Source organism: Streptomyces sp. NPDC048612, assembly GCF_043199295.1.
Taxonomy (GTDB): domain Bacteria; phylum Actinomycetota; class Actinomycetes; order Streptomycetales; family Streptomycetaceae; genus Streptomyces.
The window spans coordinates 485,129-502,982 of sequence record NZ_JBICVV010000003.1 but is presented as its reverse complement, the minus strand read 5'-3'; the positions used below and the strand labels follow the sequence as shown (position 1 = coordinate 502,982).

The following is a 17,854-nucleotide window of genomic DNA, read 5'->3' as shown; positions in this document are numbered from 1 at the left end:
AAGGCCCACCCCATGGCACTTCCCGCCATCGCGTCCTACCCTCTGCCGGCCGGGGACGAGCTGCCGGCCAACCGCGTCGCCTGGACGGCGGACCCCGCGCGCGCCGTGCTGCTCGTCCACGACCTGCAACAGCACTTCCTCGGCGCCTTCCCGCCCGGTGAACCGCCGCTCACCGGCATGCTCGACAACACGGCCCGGCTCCTCGAACGGTGCCGCCGGCTCGGGGTGCCGGTCGTCTACTCCGCCCAGCGCGGCGGCCAGACCCCCGAGGAACGCGGTCTGCAGCTCGACTTCTGGGGCCCCGGCGTCGCGGACGACCCGCAGGCCCTCGCCACGCCCGAGGCCGTCGCGCCCGAGCCCGGCGACACCGTCCTCACCAAGTGGAAGTACAGCGCGTTCGCCCGCACCGAGCTGGCGGAACTGTTGCGCGCGGCGGGCCGCGACCAGCTCGTGGTCGTCGGGGTGTACGCCCACATCGGCGTGCTGATGAGCGCCTGCGACGCCTGGTCGCGGGACATCCAGGCGTTCGTCGTCGCGGACGCCGTCGCCGACTTCTCCCGCGCCGACCACGACATGGCCCTGCGCTGGGCCGCCGGCCGCTGCGCGGTCGTCACCACCACCGACGCCCTCTTCAAGGAGGCCTGAGCCGCCATGGCGCTCACCCTGGAGCAGATCCGCCGGGACGTCGCCGACTCCCTCGGCGAGGACCCCACCGACATACCGTTCGACGAGAACCTCGTGGACTACGGACTGGACTCGGTCCGCCTCATGGCGCTCGTCGAGCGCTGGCGCCGCGAACACGGCGTCGAGGCCGCCTTCGTGGACCTCGCCGAACAGCCCGCCATCGAGGCCTGGGCCCCCTTGCTGGGAGCCACCTCGTGACGGTCCTCCTCACCGGCGGCGGACCCGGCACCGGGACCCCGCAGGCCGCCCTGCCGCTGACAGCGGCACAGTCGGGCATGTGGTACGCGCAGGCCCTCGACCCGCTCAGCCCCGCCCAGAACACCGCCGAGTGCCTGGAGATCGACGGGGAACTCGCCCCGGACCTCTTCGCCCACGCCCTGCGCCGGGTGGCCGACGAGGCCGACGCGCTGCGCGTACGGATCGAGGACACCCCGGACGGCCCGCGCCAGCACGTCCTGGACCGGGTCGAACCGCCGCTCACCGTACGCGACATGCGGGACGCCGACGACGGTGCGGAGGCCGCCGGGCGGTGGATGCGCGCCGACCTCGCCGAGCCCTTCGACCTGGCGGCCGGTCCGCTCTTCCGGCACGCCCTGTTCCGCGTCGGGGAGCGGCGCTGGCTGTGGTACCAGTGCATCCACCACCTCGTCATGGACGGCTTCGGATACTCCCTCCTGGTGCGCCGGACCGCCGAGGTGTACACCGCCCTCGTCCGGGGCGAGGAGCCCGGCCCCCGGACTTTCGGGAGCCTCACCGACCTGGTCGCCCAGGACGCCGCCTACCGCGCCTCACCGGACTTCACCGCCGACCGCGCCCACTGGGCCGAGGCCTTCGCCGACCGTCCCGAGGCGCCGCGGCTCGCGGGCCGCGGCGCGCTGCCCGCGCGGACCTTCCGCCGCCGCACCGCCTTCCTGCCGCCGGAGACCACCGAGGGCGTCCACGCACTCGCCGCCCGGCTCCGTGCCACCTGGCCCGACGTCCTGATCGCGGCGAAGGCCCTGTACACCTCCCGCGCCACGGACCGGTCCGATGTCGTGCTGGGACTGCCGATGATGGGCCGCATGGGCTCGGCCGCCCTGCGGGTGCCCGGCATGGTCATGAACGTGCTGCCGCTGCGGCTGACCGTCTCCGCCGACGCGACCTTCGCCGAACTGGTCCGGCAGGTCGTGCTCGGCATCCGCGCGGCCCGCCGCCACCAGCGCTACCGCTACGAGGACATCCGCCGCGACCTGGGACTGCTCGGGGAGAGCCGCGCCCTGGTGGGGCCGCTCGTCAACATCATGCCGTTCGACTACGGCGTGGCGTTCGCCGGCGCACCCGCACGCGCCCGCAACCTCTCCGCCGGGCCCGTCGACGACCTGACCCTCAACGTCTACGACCGCGCCGACGGCCGGGGCCTGCGCATCGACCACGACGGCAACCCCGCCCTCTACGAGGACGCCGGTCTCGCCGCCCACCAGGAGCGGTTCCTGCACTTGCTGGACCGGCTCACCACCGCCGACCCGCACACCCCCATGACCGCCCACGGCATCGCCACTCCGGCCGAACACGCCCTGGTCGTCGACGAGTTCAACCGCACCGACCGCCGGCTCCCGCCGACCACCCTCATCGGCCCCATCGAGGCCCGCGCCGCCCGCACCCCGACCGCCCCCGCACTGGTCCACGGCGACACCACGCTCAGCTACGCGGACCTCAACACCCGCGCCAACCGGCTGGCCCGCCATCTGCAGACCCTCGGCGCCCGGCCCGGAGCGGTGGTGGCGGTCGCGGTGCCGCGGTCGGTGGAGCTGGTCGTCACCCTGCTCGCGGTGCTGAAGTCCGGCGCCGCGTATCTGCCGCTCGACCCGGACCACCCGGCACCACGGCTGGCCGGCATGCTGGACGACGCCGCGCCGGTGTGCGCCGTCACCGACCACCCGGCCCGGCTGCCCCAGGACACCGGCACCCCGCTGGTCGTCCTGGAAGGACTCGACCTCTCCGGCTACCTCCCGGTCGATCCGGGACGGCCGCTCACCCCCGCGCACCCCGCCTACGTCCTCTACACCTCCGGCTCGACCGGCCGCCCCAAGGGCGTCGTGGTCTCCCACGGGGCGATCGACAACCGGCTGCGCTGGATGCAGGACAGCTACCCGCTGACCGCCGACGACCGGGTGCTCCAGAAGACCCCCGCGACCTTCGACGTGTCGGTGTGGGAGTTCTTCTGGCCGCTGCGCGAGGGCGCGGTGCTCGTCGTCGCCGAGCCCGGCGGCCACAAGGACCCCCACTACCTGGCCCGGCTCCTGCGCGAACAGGCCGTCACCACCTGCCACTTCGTGCCGTCGATGCTCCAGGTCTTCCTGGCCGCCGCTGACCCCGCCGGATGCGGGGCGCTGCGCCGCGTCTTCTGCAGCGGCGAGGCCCTGCCCCGCGACACCGCGCACACCTTCGCCCGCACCCTGCCGGACACCGAACTGCACAACCTCTACGGGCCGACGGAGGCCGCCGTCGACGTCACGTACCACGCGTGCGCGGCCGGCGACAGCGGCCCGGTGCCCATCGGGCGGCCGGTGTGGAACACCCGGCTGTACGTCCTCGACGCCGCGCTCCGGCCCTGCCCGCCCGGCGTCCCCGGCGAGCTCTACCTGGCCGGCCGGCAACTCGCCGACGGCTACCTGAACCGCCCCGCGCTCACCGCCTCCCGGTTCGTCGCCGACCCCTTCGGACCGTCCGGCAGCCGCATGTACCGCACCGGCGACCTCGCCCGCTGGACGGAACAGGGCGAGGTGGAGTACCTCGGCCGCACCGACCACCAGGTGAAGCTGCGCGGCCAGCGCATCGAACTCGGCGAGATCGAGGCGGCGTTGACCGCACAGGACGGGGTGGACGGCGCCTGCGCGCTGGTCCACGAGGACGGCGCCGGCGAGCAGCGGCTCGTCGGCTATGTCACAGGTGGCGCCGCACCCGACGCCGTACGGGCCGGGCTGGCCCGTACGCTGCCGGAGCACATGGTTCCGGCGAGCGTCATCGCGCTGGACGCCCTGCCGCTGACCCCCAACGGCAAGCTGGACCGCCGTGCCCTGCCCGCCCCGGTCTTCACCGGCGGCCGCGGCGCGCGCCGCCCGGCCGGCCCCCGCGAGGAGACCCTGACCCGGCTGTTCGCCGAGGTACTGGGCCTCGAACAGGCCGGTCCCGACGACGCGTTCTTCGACCTGGGCGGCACCTCGCTGCTCGCGGTGCGGCTGGTGGCGCGCGTCCGCGCGGCGTTCGGCTGCGAGCTGACGATCGGCTCGCTCTTCGAGGCGCCCACCCCGGCCGCGCTGGCCGCCCGCCTGGACAGCTCCGGACCGGCGTCCGGGGACGCTCTGGACGTCGTGTTGCCGCTGCGCGCCACCGGAGACCGGCCCGCCCTCTTCGCCTTCCATCCCGCCGGCGGCCTCGCCTGGTGCTACGCGGGCCTGGCCGCCCGCCTCGGACCTGACCAGCCGGTGTACGGCATCCAGGCCCGCGGCCTGGCCGGGGACGCGCCGCTGCCCCGCGCGCTGGCGGAGCAGGCCGAGGACTATGTGCAGCAGTTGCGCACCGTCCAGCCGCACGGCCCCTACCGGCTGCTGGGCTGGTCCGTCGGCGGCATCCTCGCGCACACCGTCGCGGTGCTGCTCCAGGAGGCGGGGGAGAGCGTCGAACTGCTCGCGCTGCTCGACGCGTTCCCCGCCGAACAGTGGCGGGAGCGGCCCGCGCCCGAGGAGGGCGACGCGCTCACCGCGGTGCTGCGCATGGCCGGCTTCGACCGCACCGACGAGCGCACCCGGGACGAGGTCCTGGCCACCCTGCGCCGCGCGGGCAGCCCGCTCGCGGGCCTCACGGACCACACCCTGTCGAAGATCGTCGACATCGTGCCGAACCACGCGCGGATGATGCGCGCCCACCACCACCGCACCTACCAGGGCGACCTGCTGTTCTTCACCGCCGCCGCGCCGCGCGCCGAGGACTGGCTCACCCGCGAGGCCTGGCAGCCGCATGTGACCGGCGCGATCATCAACCGCGACCTGGACTGCACCCACCCGCAGCTGATGCAGGACCGCCAGCTCGACGAGATCGCCGCCGTCCTGGCCACCCGCCTGAAGGAGCTGGACACATGACCGCCCACCACGGCCCGGCCCCGTACGACGCCCGCACCCGGCCCGTGGCGGCGGGCCGGCCCTGACGGGCGCACGGGGCCGCGGTACGGCCGGCCTGCCGGACGGCGACGTCCGGCAGGCCGGTGGGGACGGCGGCTAGGCGGCGGTCCGGGCGGTGGCTCCGCCGGGGGAGAGCAGCCCCACCAGCCCGTCGGCCAGTTCGGTGCGCCAGCACAGGTAGTCGTGGCCGCCGTTGAACTCGCGGTAGACGGTGTCGTCGTAGCCGGCGGTGGCGAGGGTCGCGCGCAGCCGCCGGGCGGCGGGGAGGGCCACCCACTCCTGTTCGCCGAAGGAGAGCCAGAAGCGCACGGGCAGCCGGGGCGCCTCAGTGAGCCGGGCGGTCAGCCACTCGGGCTCCGGACCCTCGGGCCACCAGAACGAGCCCGACTGGGCCAGGGCGTTCCCGAAGCGGTGCGGTGCCGCGAACGCCGCGTAGGCCGCGGTGAGTCCGCCCAGGCTCTGCCCGGCGATCACGGTACGGGCCGGGTCGCCGGTCACCGGCAGCCGTCCGGCCACCCAGGGCAGCAGCTCGTCCGTGAGGAAACCGACGTACTCCGGACGGCACGTCAGATCCGTCCACCGGGTGCCGGCGTCGACGGAATCCGGCAGGACGGCGGCGAGCGGGGGGATGCGCCCGTCGGCGATCAGGTTGTCCAGGAGGTGCGCGACGCCGAGCCGGGGCTGCCAGTGCTCACCGTCGAGCAGGACGAGGACGGGCAGCTCCGTCGTCTCCGGTGCCGTGCCGGGCGGTTGGTACAGCCAGAACCGGCGGTCGGCGCCGAGGTGGCCGCTGTGCACCGTGTGCTCGCTGACGGTGCCCCGCGGGATGCCCGGCCTGGGCTCCCAGTCCACCGCGGCCGGCGCCCCGGACAGTTCGGCGTAGGGGACCGGTTCGCCGCCCCAACGGCGCGGCAGCGCACGGGTGTTGTGCGGGTCGGTGCGGCGCTGGGTGCGCAGCCAGCGCCAGTAGTCGGCCCCGCCCGGCTCGGGGCCGCCGCCCTCGTCGACGAAGAGGTCGTAGGTACCGCGCCAGTCGTGCCGCAGACGGACCGTCCAGTGCCAGATGTCGGTGCCGGGGGCGCGCTCCATGAGATTGGCCCCGGGGTCCCGTGGGTCGGCCAGTTTGTTCGGCAGCACCTGGACGGCGCGGGTCCGGTCGGTGCCGCGCCACAGGAACGTCACGGCGACGTGCTCCGCGCCGGCCGCGGGGTCCGGCGCGACGAGGGGGGTGCCGCGGCGGCGGACCCCGGCCCAGAAGTCCCCGGTCCCGTCCGGCGCGGGCAGCGCGAAGCCCGGCCCGAGGAGCCGCGGCAGCGCATCGGGGCGCGCCAGTCGGGGCGGGTGGTTCGGGGCGTCCTGCGGCGGCACGGGCATGGAAGGCACTCCGGACAACTGGGCGGTGGACTTAGGGTCACCTTACTTCAGTCTCCGGGGTGTCTCCCGGCCCCGCCCCGCGGACACCGCAGGCCATGGGCCGCCGCACCCGAGCGGCGACGACGGCACGCCCGCGCAACGGCTGCTCCAGGAGGGGCGCGGACCGCCCGTCGCTCGACAACGGACGGCACCCCGCGGCGCGACTGCCGGTCAGCCGCCGAGCAGGGCGATCAGGCCGTCGGCCAGCCCGCCGCGCCAACAGGCGTAGTCAGCGCCGCCGCTGAACTCCTGCCGGGTGACGGTGTGCCCGCGGCGGCGCAGGAGGTCGGGGAGGCCGGACCCCGGCTCCGTCGCCGTTTCCTGCCGGGCGACGTCGAGGTGGACCCGGACGGGGGCTCCGTGCGGCGCGTCGAACCACTGCGACGGCCAGGACGGCCGGCCGTGACCGCTCCCGGCGTGCCGGTCGTCCGAGGGCCGGGCGGCGGCGGGGGACTGGACCAGCGCGCCGCCGAACCGCTCGGGCCGCCGCAGACAGGTGTGCAGCGCGGCGGTGCCGCCCAGGCCCTGCCCCGCGACGACGGTGCGCCGTGGGTCCGTGGTGACCGGCCGGAGCGCGGCCGCCCAGGGCAGCAACTCGTCGGCGAGGAAGTCCGCGTAGGGATCGTGGGTGCCGGGCTCGCGCCACCACCCGGCCGGGCCGGCCACCTCGGGCGCCAGTACCAGCAGCGGCGGAATCCTCCGTTCGGCCAGCAGCGCGTCGAGCGTGGCGGCCAGGCCGAGGGCCCCGAACCACCGCTCCCCGCCGGGCAGTACGAGCACGTCCAGCGGCCCGGACGCGGTGCCGGACGGCGGGTGGTAGACCCGGACCGCGTGCTGGTCGCCCAGGGGGAGGCCGGGGCTGCGCAGGCGCTCCACGGTGCCGCGCGGGGCGTCCGGGCGTGGCTCCCGCCAGGGTTGCGGCGGGGATAACGGCAGCTCGAAGAGCGAACTCCCGGCCGATCCGGCGCTCTCGCGCAGCGGTGTCCGGTTGTGCGGGTCCGGGGCGGCGTGGGCGGCCAGCCCCCGCAGCCGGGCCCGCAGCGGACCCTCCGCACCGGGCAGCGGGCCGGTCGAGATGTCCGCGACCATGCGGTACGAGCCGCGGTGATCGGCCCGCAGGCGGCGGGTCAGATACCAGATCTCGGTGCCGGGCAGGGGCGTGAGGAGCGAACCGGTGAGGTCGTCGGGGTCGGTGAGCCCGTGGGCGAGCAACAGCACCTGGCGGGTGGCGCGGTGACCGCGCCACAGAAAGGTCACCGCCCGGTGGTGCGGATCATCGTCGAGCGGCTCGATGAGCGGCGTGCCGTCCCGCTCGACCGTGGCCCAGAACTCGGCGGTCAGTGCGCCGCGTTCGGCCTGACCGGCCTGCTCGATCCGCCGGGCGAGGCGGGTGAGGCGCGGGCTGGTGACGGTGTGCGGCGCGGGGGCGGGGGCGTCCGCGGGTGCCGGGACCGCGGCGGAGACGGTGCGGCTCATGCGAGCGCGCCCGGTATGCGGTGCGGCTGCCCGGCCCGCGGACCGGCCGCCGGCCGGACCACGGGTCCGTCGGGAACGGCCCGGTCCCGGCGGTGGAGTTTTCGGAGCGAGGGGTGAAGGGGCTGGAGGGCGAATCGATGCGTCATGTGGGGAAGGGTGTTTCCGATCGGAGCGCGCGGTACGCGGGCGATGCGCGCTCGGTACCGCGTGGTGCGGGCAGTTCGGACGGTTCGGGCAGGGCGGCGGCAGGCCGTCCTCGTACGGATGCGGTGGTGGCCCGGCGCCGGGGCCCCGCCCGTGCTCGGGCGAGGCGGGCGGGACGCGGTGCTGGCTCCGGACCGGGCCGGGCCGACGGGGCCGGGCGTCAGCGCCCGAGGGGGAAGCGGTGCAGCACGTCCTCACCCTCGGGTCCGGAGCCGGACTTGGCGACCACGAAGGCCGCGCCGTGGGTCACCCGCACATGGTTGGGGTTGGCCCCGGTGTTGAGGGTGTCGACGACGGTGCCCTTACGGGGGTCGACGACCGAGACTCCGGCCGTGCCGCGGTTGGCGACCAGGACCCGGCCCGAGCGCGGGTCGGCGGCGACGGACAGTGCGCCCGCTCCGGTCGGCACGGTCCTGGTGACGGCGCCCCTGCGCAGGTTGATCACCGAGACGGTGCCGGCGGCCTGGTCGGCGGAGTAGGCGGTCCGGCCGTCCTCGGAAAGGGCTATCGAGAGGGGGCCGTCCCCCGTCGGGATCAGCCGTGGTCCGGCGGCACCCGGGGCGATCTCGATGATCCGGTCGTTGGCGAGGTCGGTGGCGTAGGCGGTGCCGGACCGCTCGTTGACCGCGAGGCCCGCGGGGCTCGACCCCGCGACCGTCACCCGCCGCTTCTCCCGGTAGGTGCGGGTGTCGAAGGCGACGACGCTGCCGTCACCGAAGCTGCTGGCCCAGGCCAGATTGTGCCGCTCGTCGACGACGACCTCCCGGGCGTGCGGCACACCCGGCAGGGTGGCGAGGTGCTTGCCGGTGCGCTGGCTGTAGACGGCCACGGAGTTGTCGCGGGTGTTCGTCGTCCAGACGGTGTTGTGCTCGTCATCGACGGCGACGCCGTAGACCGCCTCCACGGCACCCGTCTCCGGCCGGCTGACCGGCGGCGTGTACGTCGCCCTCACCTTCAGGGTGCGCGGGTCGACCTTCACCAGGCCGGACTGCGTGACCGGCGGCCTGCCCACGGCGGAGGTGGCCCAGAGGACGTGATTCCGCTCGGAGTACGCGGACTGGTACAGCCCTTTGGCGACCGGGGCGGACTGCGGGCCGGGACCGGACTGCGGAGCCGGGTGCGCGGTCGCGGTGCCGGCCAGTGCGAGCGTGCTGCCGGCGGCGAGGCTCACCGCGATCGCGGCAGTACGGCGGATGCGGTAGGCGAGTGAGGTCATGCGGCGTCAGTCTCCTTGGCGGAAGCGCCCCCCGGAGAGGCGATCGCCGACTAACTTAGCTTAGGCTTACCTAACATGCACTCCGATTCGGTCGCCGGATTCCGTGAGCCGTCGCGGTGGTGGGGGAGGGGCGTCGAGGGCGGCCGGGCGGGCGGCGTCCGCCCCGAGCGGCCGGTGCCGGTGGGCGCTTCAGGGCCGCTCGGGCCGGAAGGACAGCGGCAGCCGGTCGGGATACCGCAGGGTCGCGCGGCGTTCCCGCCAGGGCGGCCCGGCGAGCCGGGGCGGCCGCGGCGCGGCGAGCAGCCCGGTCACCAGGGCCCGGACGACGATCCGGGCGAGCGTCGCGCCGGTGCACGCGTGCGGCCCCCAGCCGAAGGAGAGATGGCGGTTGGGGCTGCGGTCGAGCACCAGGTCGTCGGGGGCGGTGAACTGCTCGGGGTCGCGGTTGGCCGCTCCGAACAGCATCAGTACGAGCTGGCCGCGCTCGACGGTGACGCCGCCGAGTCCGGTCCGCTCGACGCAGGTACGGGTGGTGCCCTGCACCGGGCCGTCGAACCGCAGGAGTTCATCGACCCCGCTCGCCAGCAGCTGCGGGTCCCTCATCCGCGCCAGGGTGCCGGGGTGCGTCAGCAGGGTGTGCACCGCGTTCGCCGCCGCGCCGACGGTGGTGCTGTAACCGGCCAGGAACAGCACCCGCGCGCTGTTCCAGATCTCCGGCTCCCGCACACCCGCACGCTCCGCCCCGGCGAGCACCTGGGAGAGCAGCCCGGGACGGCGAGTGGCGTGGTACCAGCCGGAGATGAGGTCGCTGACCTTCTCCCGGGCCGCGAGCGCCGGCTGGCGGACCTCGGGGCGCAGGCCCGCGTCCATACCGCGGACCAGCGCGTCGGAGAGGGCCGCGAACTGTGCGACGGGCGGGGGATCGACCCCCAGCAGCCGGCACACCGCGAAGAGCGCGACGGGGCGCGCCACTTCCGCGGTGAAGTCGAACTCCGGCGCATCGGCGTACTTGGCCACCAGGTCACGGGTGTCGGCCACGGCGGCGTCCCCGATGCCGTCGAGGTCCTGTTCCCTGAACGTGGTGGTGAAAAGCCGGCGAAGGGGCGTGTGTTCAGGGGGGTCGAGATTCTGCATGCTCGACGCGGTGGGGCGCTCGAACCCGGCCCGGCGCCGGTCGCTGGCGAAGGTGTGCGCGTCGCTCAGGACCGCCCGGCAGTCGCGGTAGCGCGTCAGTACCCATGAGTCGAGCCGGTCGCTCCAGAAAACCGGCTCCGTCGCCCGCAATTGCGCGTAGGAGGGATAGGGATTCTCCACCATGACCGGCGACAAGGGGTCATAGTCAGACACGCGTGCTCCCGCGACTCGCTTTATGGCCTCGGCAAATGAACGCGTGGCCCGGGCGTAATTCCCGGGCCACGCCTGCGTGTCAGTAGTCGTAAAGCATGGTCGACCCCTCCCCCCGATTTCGGATGGCTTTTCTTCGCATGGAATTCATGCGAAGAATTCCGACTATGCCGTGCCGTCACAGTCCCCGCAAGGCCGTCGCGAAGGGCGGGGGGCAGGTAGATCAGATTGGCCGAATAGGCGGGTGGCGCCATTACGTCGAGCGATATTAATGGAGGAGGACGTTCGGCTTCCTCGTGGTGTTCGGCCGGTCAGTCACCCGCTCAAGGGCTTTTATGGACAGGCGCGCTCAGATGCAGGGCCTACGCATCGTCATCGCGGTGTGGCCGATCCGGTCACGGAACGGCCAATTCAGCTACCACGTGAGGGAGTTGACCGGTCGCGGCCCGAGGGCGGGTCGGCAGGCCACGGCGTCCTGGCCTCACGGTGTCCGGAACGTGCCGTCGGCAGCGGGCTCGGCGTAGGCCGCGTACCCGAGTGCGTAGGCGAGCGCGGGCGCGTTCTGCCCCAGCGCCCGCGCGTTCACGTTCCCCAGGTCGTCGCACGGCTGGTGGTAGCAGGGGTCGTACAGCTGCCCCGCCCGTCCGCCGTAGCGGGCCTGTTCCTCCTCCGTCTTGACGGCGCGCAGCCCGGCGTCGAGACCGCCCACCGCGATGCCGGCCTCGTCGAAGACGAGATGGTCGGAGCCGAGCGACGTCGAGGGGACCGTGTCGAACGGCAGGCCCCGGCGGGTGAACCAGTCCTGGAAGAGCGCGGACACCGCGTCGCTGCCGGGCGACGCGCCCCGCCACACCCGACGGACATCGTTGGGCGAGCCCAGCAGTTCGCCGTTGAGGAGCACACGGATGCGGCGGCGTTCGTCCCCGGAGAGCCGGGACAGGTAGGACGCGGAGCCCACGCTCTGCAACTCCTCCGCGCCCCAGAACGCGAACCGCACCTTCTGGGTGACCTGGCCCTGGCGCGGAGCGAGCCGCAGCGCGGTCTGCAGCACGGCGGCCGCGGCCGTGGCGTTGTCGTTCATGCCCGCGCCCTCGGTGACGCCGTCGAGGTGGGCGCCCATCATGACGACCCGGTCCGGCCGGCCGCCGGAGGTCTCGGCCAGCACGTTCTGCGAGAACCGCGCCATGCGACGGGCGCGCAGGGTCAGATGGAGCTCCACCCGGCCGGCCGCCGCCCGGTCCGCGAGCTGCTCGGCCGCCTTCTGGGTCACCGAGGCGACGGGGAGGCGGAACCCGGTGGCGGGCGCCTGATAGCGCCAGATGTGCTCCGGAGACGGTGTCGGCTGCCACACCAGGAGCGCCCGGGCACCGGCATCGGCGGCGGCCTTCTCCTGCTGCGCGAGCGGACAGGCGGAGGTGCGGGCCACCAACGCGAGGGCGCCGTCGAAGCGTTCGGCGGGGTAGTCGGCGACCGTGCACCCCGTACGGGACGCCTCCATGGCGGCGACCGGCGCGGTGAGGCCGCCGGCCGGCGTGGACGGCGCGTACCGGGTCATGAGGACCTTCAGCGCGCCGCCGCCCGGCGAGGTCTCGGTGGCCTCCTCCGTGTCGAAGGCGACATAGGTGATCGGCACGGACTGCACGGTCACCCGGTACCCGCCGGCCCGTAACCGGTCGGCGACATGGGCGGCCGTCGCCGCCTCGCCCGGCTCGCCCGCGGCCCGTGAGCCGCCGTTCTCGTCCGCCAGGCGCTGGAAGTGCCGCAACTCGTCGTACACCCGCCGCCCGGTGACCTGGCCCGCCAGCCAGTCTCCGGCGGCCCGGGCGGAGGAGTCCCCGGCCCCGTCGTCCGCCGCCGCGGCGGGCGTCAGCAGGGCGGCGGCACTCACCAGCGCCACGCCGATGCCGGTGGCACGGGCGAGGGCGGCGGACCTCCGGCGGGAGGCACGCCCCCCGCGGGCCGGACGCGGCGGCATCGTCCGCCGCCTCGATGGATCGTTCACGGTCTTCTCCTTCGCTGGATGCGGAGCAGTTCGGATACGCACGCCACCGCGGCGGCCGGATTCCGCCGCGCACCCGGTGACGTCACGGTGTCCCGGCGGCCGGCGGCCGGACCGGCACCCGCGTCAGGAAGCCGGCCACGCACACCGTCGCGCCTCCGGCCCATGCCATGGCCACCCCGGTGCTCGACGCCTCGGCCACCGAGCCGAAGACGGCGGGACCGACGCCCTGCACGGTCATCAGGCCCGAGGTGAGCAGCCCGAAGGCCTGGCCGCGGCTCGCCTCCGGCACCGCGTCGAGAAACGCCCGCTGCAGCCCCAGGCCATAGGCGAAGCCGACCCCGCTGATCAGCAGCAGCACCGCACAGACCACCCACGGCGGGCGCAGCGCGAAGACGACCAGCGGCAGACCGAGGACCGCCGCCAGCGGAGCCACCAGGCGCTCCCGTGCTCCCGGGGACAGAAAGCGGCCGACGAGCAGATTGCCGAGCAGCATCCCGACCGGCAGACAGGCGAGCAGCGGCCCCGCCGAACCGGCGGCAAAGCCGCGCTGACCGCAGAACGGCACGATGAGGCTCTCCGCACCGGCCGCGAACGACGACGGCAGCCACTGCGCGAGAAGCAACTGCCGCACCCGGCGCGCGCCGAGCAGCCCGGCGATCCCCGACCAGCTGTGGCGCAGCACGGAACCCGGGGCCGCCGGCTCCGGCCGCCCGGAGTCCGCCGGCTGAGGCGTCGGCAGGTCGGGAAGCCGGAGGCGTACGGCCAGCGCGGCGGCGAGGTACGCCCCGGCACTGAGCAACAACGCATGCCGCGCGCCGAGCAAGGTGAGGGCGGCGCCGCCCCCCGCCAGACCCAGCAACTGGGCTCCCGACGAGGACATGCTGAACAGGGAGCGCCCCAGCACATAGGCGTCACCGGTCAGGGTCTCGGCGACGAGCCGGCTGGACGCGCCCCCGAAGACCGGGGTCAGACAGGCCACGACGGCCACCAGGACCAGAATCCACCCGACCGGCAGATCCGCCAGCGCGAGCGCCGCCGCCGCGCCGCACTCCAGCAGGTAGCCCGCGACGATCAGCCGCCGCGGACGCACCCGGTCGGCGAGCGACCCCAGCAGCACCGAACCGACCAGCTGCGGCAGGAAACCGGCACCGAACGTCAGCGAGCCCAGCAACGGCGAACCGGTCGCCGCGAAGACGAACACCGACAGGGTCATGATCCGCAGGGAGTCGGCCGTGATCGCCGCCGCCCGGGTGAGGAAGAGCAGGCGGTAACGGCGGTCCGCCAGCACGTCCCGATAGGTGGTACGCCGCTGCGGGGCGCCTGTGGACGTCATGGCAGGAGCCTGTGGCGGGGCCGCGGCGATGTCGACTGTTACGTCCAGCGGCGTAAGCTCCCGCCATGCTCCGCTTCGAGGTCGGGACGGACGACGTGCTGCGCAGCCGCTTCGCGCTGTCACCGGCCTTCGAACTCGGCGGCCTGCTGCGCATCTTGAGCGGACTCACCCCACGACGCCTTCCCGCCACCTGGCTGGGGCGGCTGCTACCGGCATTCCAGGAACTGCGCCGCACCACGGAGCTCGACGCGGCTCTCGCACTCCACCACCGCACCTTCGGCGCCTCGTTCGTCACCTCGCCGCCCAGCAGCCTCGACCGGACCTGGGAGGAGGACATGGCGGCGCTGCGTGCGACCCCCCTGCCCGACGCCCGCAGGGAGATCGCGCGCTGCCTCGCCGCGCGGCCGGTCACCGACCCGCACGTACGGTCCGTGCTGCACGACGACGGCGCCGTCCACGCGATCGCCGACGCCCTCGATCAGGCCTGGCACGGGCTGCTGGCCCGGGACTGGCCGCAGTTGCAGGCCATCTGCGAACGCGACGTCGTCCACCGCACCGGCAGGCTCGGCCGCTCGGGCTGGGCGGCGGTCCTCGACGGCCTGCACCCCGGGCTGCGGTGGCGCGACGGCGGAATAGACGTCATGCACTCCGCCACGGACCGCACCGTCGCACTCCAGGGGGAGGGGCTCCTCCTCATCCCCTCCATCTTTGTCTGGCCCGGCATCGCCACCCACACAGACGCACCCTGGCCGAAGTCCCTCATCTACCCCGCCCGTGGCATCGCCGCCCTGTGGGAGTCCCCCGGCCCCACCACGCACGACGCCCTGCCGGCCCTCCTCGGCCGCTCCCGGTCCCGCATCCTCACCGCCCTCGGCCGGCCCGCGAGCACCACACAACTCGCCCAGACCCTGCGCCTGGCCCCCGGAGCCGTCGGTGACCACCTGGCCGTCCTGCGCACCGCCGGTCTCCTGTGCCGCGCCCGGTCCGGCCGGTCGGTGCTCTACTACCGCACTCCACTGGGCGACGCACTGGTCGGGGGGACCCGGTGCGCGGAGGACGGGTGACGTGACCAGTGGCACCGACGCCGGGACCGGCAATGGCCGTGATGCGCGTACGGCACCGGCCATGTCACATCCCGGGCTCCCGTCCCGTCAGTGAGGTGTCCACCCACCTCGTCCTCACGGAACAGGAGCCCAGCATGTTCCTCACCTACCTCGCGGTCACCCTCGCGGCCTCGCTCGTCCATGGCGTGGCGGCCGTCGCGAACCTGACGGGCCACGACTACCCCCGGAGCCAGGCGGACAAGATGGGGGTGCCGCGGTCCTGGGTGCGGCCGCTGGGCGTCCTGCTGGGTGCGGGGGCCGCCGGGCTGCTGGTGGGGATCGCCGTGCCGTGGGTGGGGGCGCTCGCCGCCGGGGGGCTCGTGCTGTACTTCCTCGGCGCGTTCGCAGCCCATCTGCGGGCCGGCGACCACCACTTCGGTGGCTGGGCCGTCTTCTTCTCCCTGGCCGTGGCGGCCCTGGTGCTCAACCTGACCGCTCACGGCCGGTACTTCACGTAGCCCCCGCCCTCGTCACTCCCCGAGGCTCACGAGCATCTTTCCGGTGTTGTCGCCGCGGAGCATGCCCAGGAACGCCTCGACGCCGTTCTCGATGCCGGTCACCGTGGTCTCGTGATACGTCAGCTCGCCGGAGCGGAGCCAGCCCGAGACCTCCTCGATGAACTGCGGCCGGAGGTGGGAGTGGTCGTAGGTCATCATGCCGAGCAGCCGCAGCCGCTTGAACATCATCTCTTCGAGGTTGCGCGGGCCGGGGCCCGGCTCGGTGGCGTTGTACTGCGAGATCAGACCGCAGATGACCGCTCGGCCGTACATGTTGAGGGAGTCGAGGGCCGCTTCGAGGTGGTCGCCGCCCACATTGTCGAAGTAAAGATCGATCCCGTCCGGCGCGGCCTCCCTGAGCAGCCGGGCGACCTCGCCGTTCTTGTAGTTGAAGGCGGCGTCGAAGCCGTACTCCTCGACCAGCAGCCGGACCTTCTCGTCGGAGCCGGCCGAGCCGACGACCCGGGAGGCGCCCTTGATCCGGGCGATCTGACCGGCCACGCTGCCCACCGCACCGGCCGCCCCGGACACGAACACGGCGTCGCCCTCCTTGAGCGCCCCGACCTCCAGCAGACCCGCATACGCGCTCAGCCCCGTAGTGCCCAGCACACCGAGGTAGGCGCTCACAGGGGCGAGCGACGGGTCCACCGGGGTGGCGTCCTTGGCGTCCATGACCCCGTACTCACGCCAGCCGGTGAAATGCAGGACATGGCCACCCACCGGGCGGGAGCCGTCACGCGAGGCGATGACCTCGCCCACCGCCCCGCCGTCCATCGGCCGGCCGAGCGCGAAGGGCGGGAGGTAGGAGGCCACCTCGTTCATCCGCAGGCGCATGTACGGATCGACGGAGAAGTACGTGTTGCGGACGAGGATCTGCCCCTCGCCAAGCTCGGGCACCGGCGCCTCACGCAGCGCGAAGTCCTCCGGCGTGGGCCGGCCGTACGGGCGGGCGACGAGGTGCCATTCGCGGCCTGTCGTGGGCGGTAAGGAGCCGGTCGTCAGCAGTACGGACATGAGCGCAGTCCTCCTCGGGGTCATGGGACGAACCAGCCGACACAACCCCGCGGACACCGAGAACATTTCCCCGCCGACGGACGGGGAAGGGGGCGGGACACGTCCGATTCCCCACGGGCGGCCGGGCCGCCCCGATGCTTCCTGCCCGGGGCGGGGCCCCGTCCACCCCGGATCGCTACGGGCAGCGGATAGGTGCTGACGACCGGTGCGGTGGGTTCCAGCTCACCGCCGTCCTGGACACTTTCTTCCATACGCCCCCATGCCACAGCAGCTCTGGGAGAGCACACGTTGCCCCGAACGACACCACCACGACCCATCGACGTCACCGCGGTACTGCCCGAACTGGCAGCCCACGCAAGGAAGACGACCCGCCTGCACCCAAGACCCGGCGCCCCGGCCCGCACCGATAGCTCGATCGGCGGTCCGCTGCTGTGGCCCGCCGGTGAGCCGTGGCCCACGTGTACCGCACCCCGTATGGTGCGGCGCAGCGAGCCGATGGACCTCGCGCTCGTCATCGCGTTGCAGCAGGCCCAGGCCAAGCGGCAGGCGCGCCAGGGGGCGCGACGCGGTGGGCGGCGCAGCCCGGAGGAGTTCGCCCTGCTCGACCGGGCAACCGTCCGCCGTGGCGCGTCCTTCGACCTCGTCCACTACACCACCCACTGGTACGAGTCCGAGGCACACGAGAAACCGAACCTCCTGGTGCCCGTCGCCCAGCTCCACGCCCGCGATGTCCCGACCATCGCCTTCCCCTCAGGAACCGACCTCCTCCAGGTGCTGTGGTGCCCCACCGACCACCAGGATCTGCCCGGGCAGCCCCGTTTCTACGGAGGCCCGTTCGTACACCTCACCTGGCGCCGCGCGCTCGATGCCTCCTCAGAAATCCCCTTCGACATCCCCTCCGACGTCTCCTCAGTGCCCAGCAGCACGCCGCCGCAGCCCCGGGACACCCACGACTCCTACCTGCCCACCCCCTGCGTGCTGCACCCCGAGCAGGTGACCGAGTACCAGTACGCGGACTTGCTGCCCGATGCCCTGCGCGAGCGCCTCGACGTGCAGGACGAACAATGGGAGGAGGAAACGGGCTTCGGGTATCAATACGACCTGTCGATCGCCCCCGGCTGCAAGGCCGGCGGCTGGGCATCCTGGCATCTGACCGATCCGGCGCCCGTCAACTGCCGGTGCGGAGCGTCGATGGACCTGCTGCTCAGCTTCGACAGCAGCGAATGGGACGGTGGCTCCAAGAGCTGGCGCCCCCTTGAGGATTCCCAGGCAAACGCGGTGGGCGCTTGCACGCCGACCGGCGTGACCCCTGGCCGCTGCGGCGAACTACGCATCTTCATCTGCCCCGTCGACCCGAGGCACCCCCACCTCCTGGACATCCAGTAGGGACAGCGCGCCATCCGCTACCCGC

The 17,854-nt window shown here is 73.8% G+C and carries 13 protein-coding genes; 6 read left to right on the top strand and 7 right to left on the bottom strand.

The genetic code is table 11. The annotated features are described in order from the left end of the window. Positions 1 to 12: 12 nt before the first annotated feature. The 3 genes from ACGFN2_RS08335 (at position 13) to ACGFN2_RS08325 (ending at position 4,802) form a co-directional block, all read left to right on the top strand. Entirely contained in the window at positions 13 to 645 is a 633-nt protein-coding gene (locus ACGFN2_RS08335) for an isochorismatase family protein (RefSeq protein WP_362606125.1), read from the top strand. A gap of 6 nt (positions 646 to 651) precedes the next feature. Next, entirely contained in the window at positions 652 to 882 is a 231-nt protein-coding gene (locus ACGFN2_RS08330; protein WP_362606122.1) for a phosphopantetheine-binding protein, read from the top strand. 77 nt (positions 883 to 959) lie between these two features. Continuing rightward, positions 960 to 4,802 carry an amino acid adenylation domain-containing protein gene (locus ACGFN2_RS08325; protein ID WP_393358591.1) on the top strand — a complete coding sequence of 1,281 codons (3,843 nt, stop codon included), beginning with the start codon at positions 960 to 962 and terminating at the stop codon, positions 4,800 to 4,802. A gap of 135 nt (positions 4,803 to 4,937) precedes the next feature. Here ACGFN2_RS08325 and fes read toward each other — a convergent pair whose 3' ends face one another. The 6 genes from fes to ACGFN2_RS08295 form a co-directional block, all read right to left on the bottom strand. Next, the gene (gene fes / locus ACGFN2_RS08320; protein ID WP_393358475.1) at positions 4,938 to 6,215 is read right to left on the bottom strand and encodes an enterochelin esterase; all 1,278 of its coding nucleotides are present in this window, start codon (positions 6,213 to 6,215) and stop codon (positions 4,938 to 4,940) included. A 210-nt stretch (positions 6,216 to 6,425) separates the two neighbouring features. Continuing rightward, complete coding sequence (locus ACGFN2_RS08315; protein WP_393358473.1) at positions 6,426 to 7,730, bottom strand: enterochelin esterase domain-containing protein; 1,305 nt, start codon at positions 7,728 to 7,730, stop codon at positions 6,426 to 6,428. Between the two features lie 364 nt (positions 7,731 to 8,094). Next, entirely contained in the window at positions 8,095 to 9,150 is a 1,056-nt protein-coding gene (locus tag ACGFN2_RS08310) for a YncE family protein (protein ID WP_393358471.1), read from the bottom strand. Between the two features lie 189 nt (positions 9,151 to 9,339). Then, the gene (locus ACGFN2_RS08305; RefSeq protein ID WP_393358469.1) at positions 9,340 to 10,497 is read right to left on the bottom strand and encodes a cytochrome P450; all 1,158 of its coding nucleotides are present in this window, start codon (positions 10,495 to 10,497) and stop codon (positions 9,340 to 9,342) included. A 478-nt stretch (positions 10,498 to 10,975) separates the two neighbouring features. Beyond that, a complete protein-coding gene (locus ACGFN2_RS08300; RefSeq protein WP_393358467.1) occupies positions 10,976 to 12,496 on the bottom strand; it encodes a M28 family peptidase in 1,521 nt (506 codons plus the stop codon). A gap of 82 nt (positions 12,497 to 12,578) precedes the next feature. After that, positions 12,579 to 13,829 carry an MFS transporter gene (locus tag ACGFN2_RS08295; protein ID WP_393358465.1) on the bottom strand — a complete coding sequence of 417 codons (1,251 nt, stop codon included), beginning with the start codon at positions 13,827 to 13,829 and terminating at the stop codon, positions 12,579 to 12,581. Positions 13,830 to 13,894: 65 nt separating this feature from the next. On the opposite strand from ACGFN2_RS08295, the gene ACGFN2_RS08290 reads away from it, so the two are divergent. Together ACGFN2_RS08290 and ACGFN2_RS08285 are read left to right on the top strand one after the other, a co-directional pair. Beyond that, positions 13,895 to 14,893: a DUF5937 family protein gene (locus tag ACGFN2_RS08290; protein WP_393358463.1), complete on the top strand. Its 999-nt coding sequence runs from the start codon at positions 13,895 to 13,897 to the stop codon at positions 14,891 to 14,893. Between the two features lie 95 nt (positions 14,894 to 14,988). Further along, entirely contained in the window at positions 14,989 to 15,390 is a 402-nt protein-coding gene (locus ACGFN2_RS08285; protein ID WP_393358461.1) for a DoxX family protein, read from the top strand. A gap of 12 nt (positions 15,391 to 15,402) precedes the next feature. On the opposite strand, the gene ACGFN2_RS08280 is transcribed toward ACGFN2_RS08285, so the two are convergent. Beyond that, positions 15,403 to 16,443, bottom strand: coding sequence for an NADP-dependent oxidoreductase (locus tag ACGFN2_RS08280; RefSeq protein WP_393358459.1), 1,041 nt, complete (start codon positions 16,441 to 16,443; stop codon positions 15,403 to 15,405). Between the two features lie 288 nt (positions 16,444 to 16,731). Between ACGFN2_RS08280 and ACGFN2_RS08275 the strand changes: the two genes are divergently transcribed. Next, positions 16,732 to 17,829 (top strand): hypothetical protein, encoded by a 1,098-nt coding sequence (locus ACGFN2_RS08275; RefSeq protein WP_393358457.1) that lies wholly within the window; start codon positions 16,732 to 16,734, stop codon positions 17,827 to 17,829. Positions 17,830 to 17,854 lie beyond the last annotated feature (25 nt).

What these genes read in the sequence shown, in the direction of transcription:
- ACGFN2_RS08335 (WP_362606125.1), top strand. Translation starts at nt 13, where the DNA reads ATGGCACTTCCCGCCATCGCGTCCTACCCTCTGCCGGCCGGGGACGAG.
- ACGFN2_RS08330 (WP_362606122.1), top strand. Translation starts at nt 652, where the DNA reads ATGGCGCTCACCCTGGAGCAGATCCGCCGGGACGTCGCCGACTCCCTC.
- ACGFN2_RS08325 (WP_393358591.1), top strand. Translation starts at nt 960, where the DNA reads ATGTGGTACGCGCAGGCCCTCGACCCGCTCAGCCCCGCCCAGAACACC.
- fes (WP_393358475.1), bottom strand. Translation starts at nt 6,215, where the DNA reads ATGCCCGTGCCGCCGCAGGACGCCCCGAACCACCCGCCCCGACTGGCG.
- ACGFN2_RS08315 (WP_393358473.1), bottom strand. Translation starts at nt 7,730, where the DNA reads ATGAGCCGCACCGTCTCCGCCGCGGTCCCGGCACCCGCGGACGCCCCC.
- ACGFN2_RS08310 (WP_393358471.1), bottom strand. Translation starts at nt 9,150, where the DNA reads ATGACCTCACTCGCCTACCGCATCCGCCGTACTGCCGCGATCGCGGTG.
- ACGFN2_RS08295 (WP_393358465.1), bottom strand. Translation starts at nt 13,829, where the DNA reads ATGACGTCCACAGGCGCCCCGCAGCGGCGTACCACCTATCGGGACGTG.
- ACGFN2_RS08290 (WP_393358463.1), top strand. Translation starts at nt 13,895, where the DNA reads ATGCTCCGCTTCGAGGTCGGGACGGACGACGTGCTGCGCAGCCGCTTC.
- ACGFN2_RS08280 (WP_393358459.1), bottom strand. Translation starts at nt 16,443, where the DNA reads ATGTCCGTACTGCTGACGACCGGCTCCTTACCGCCCACGACAGGCCGC.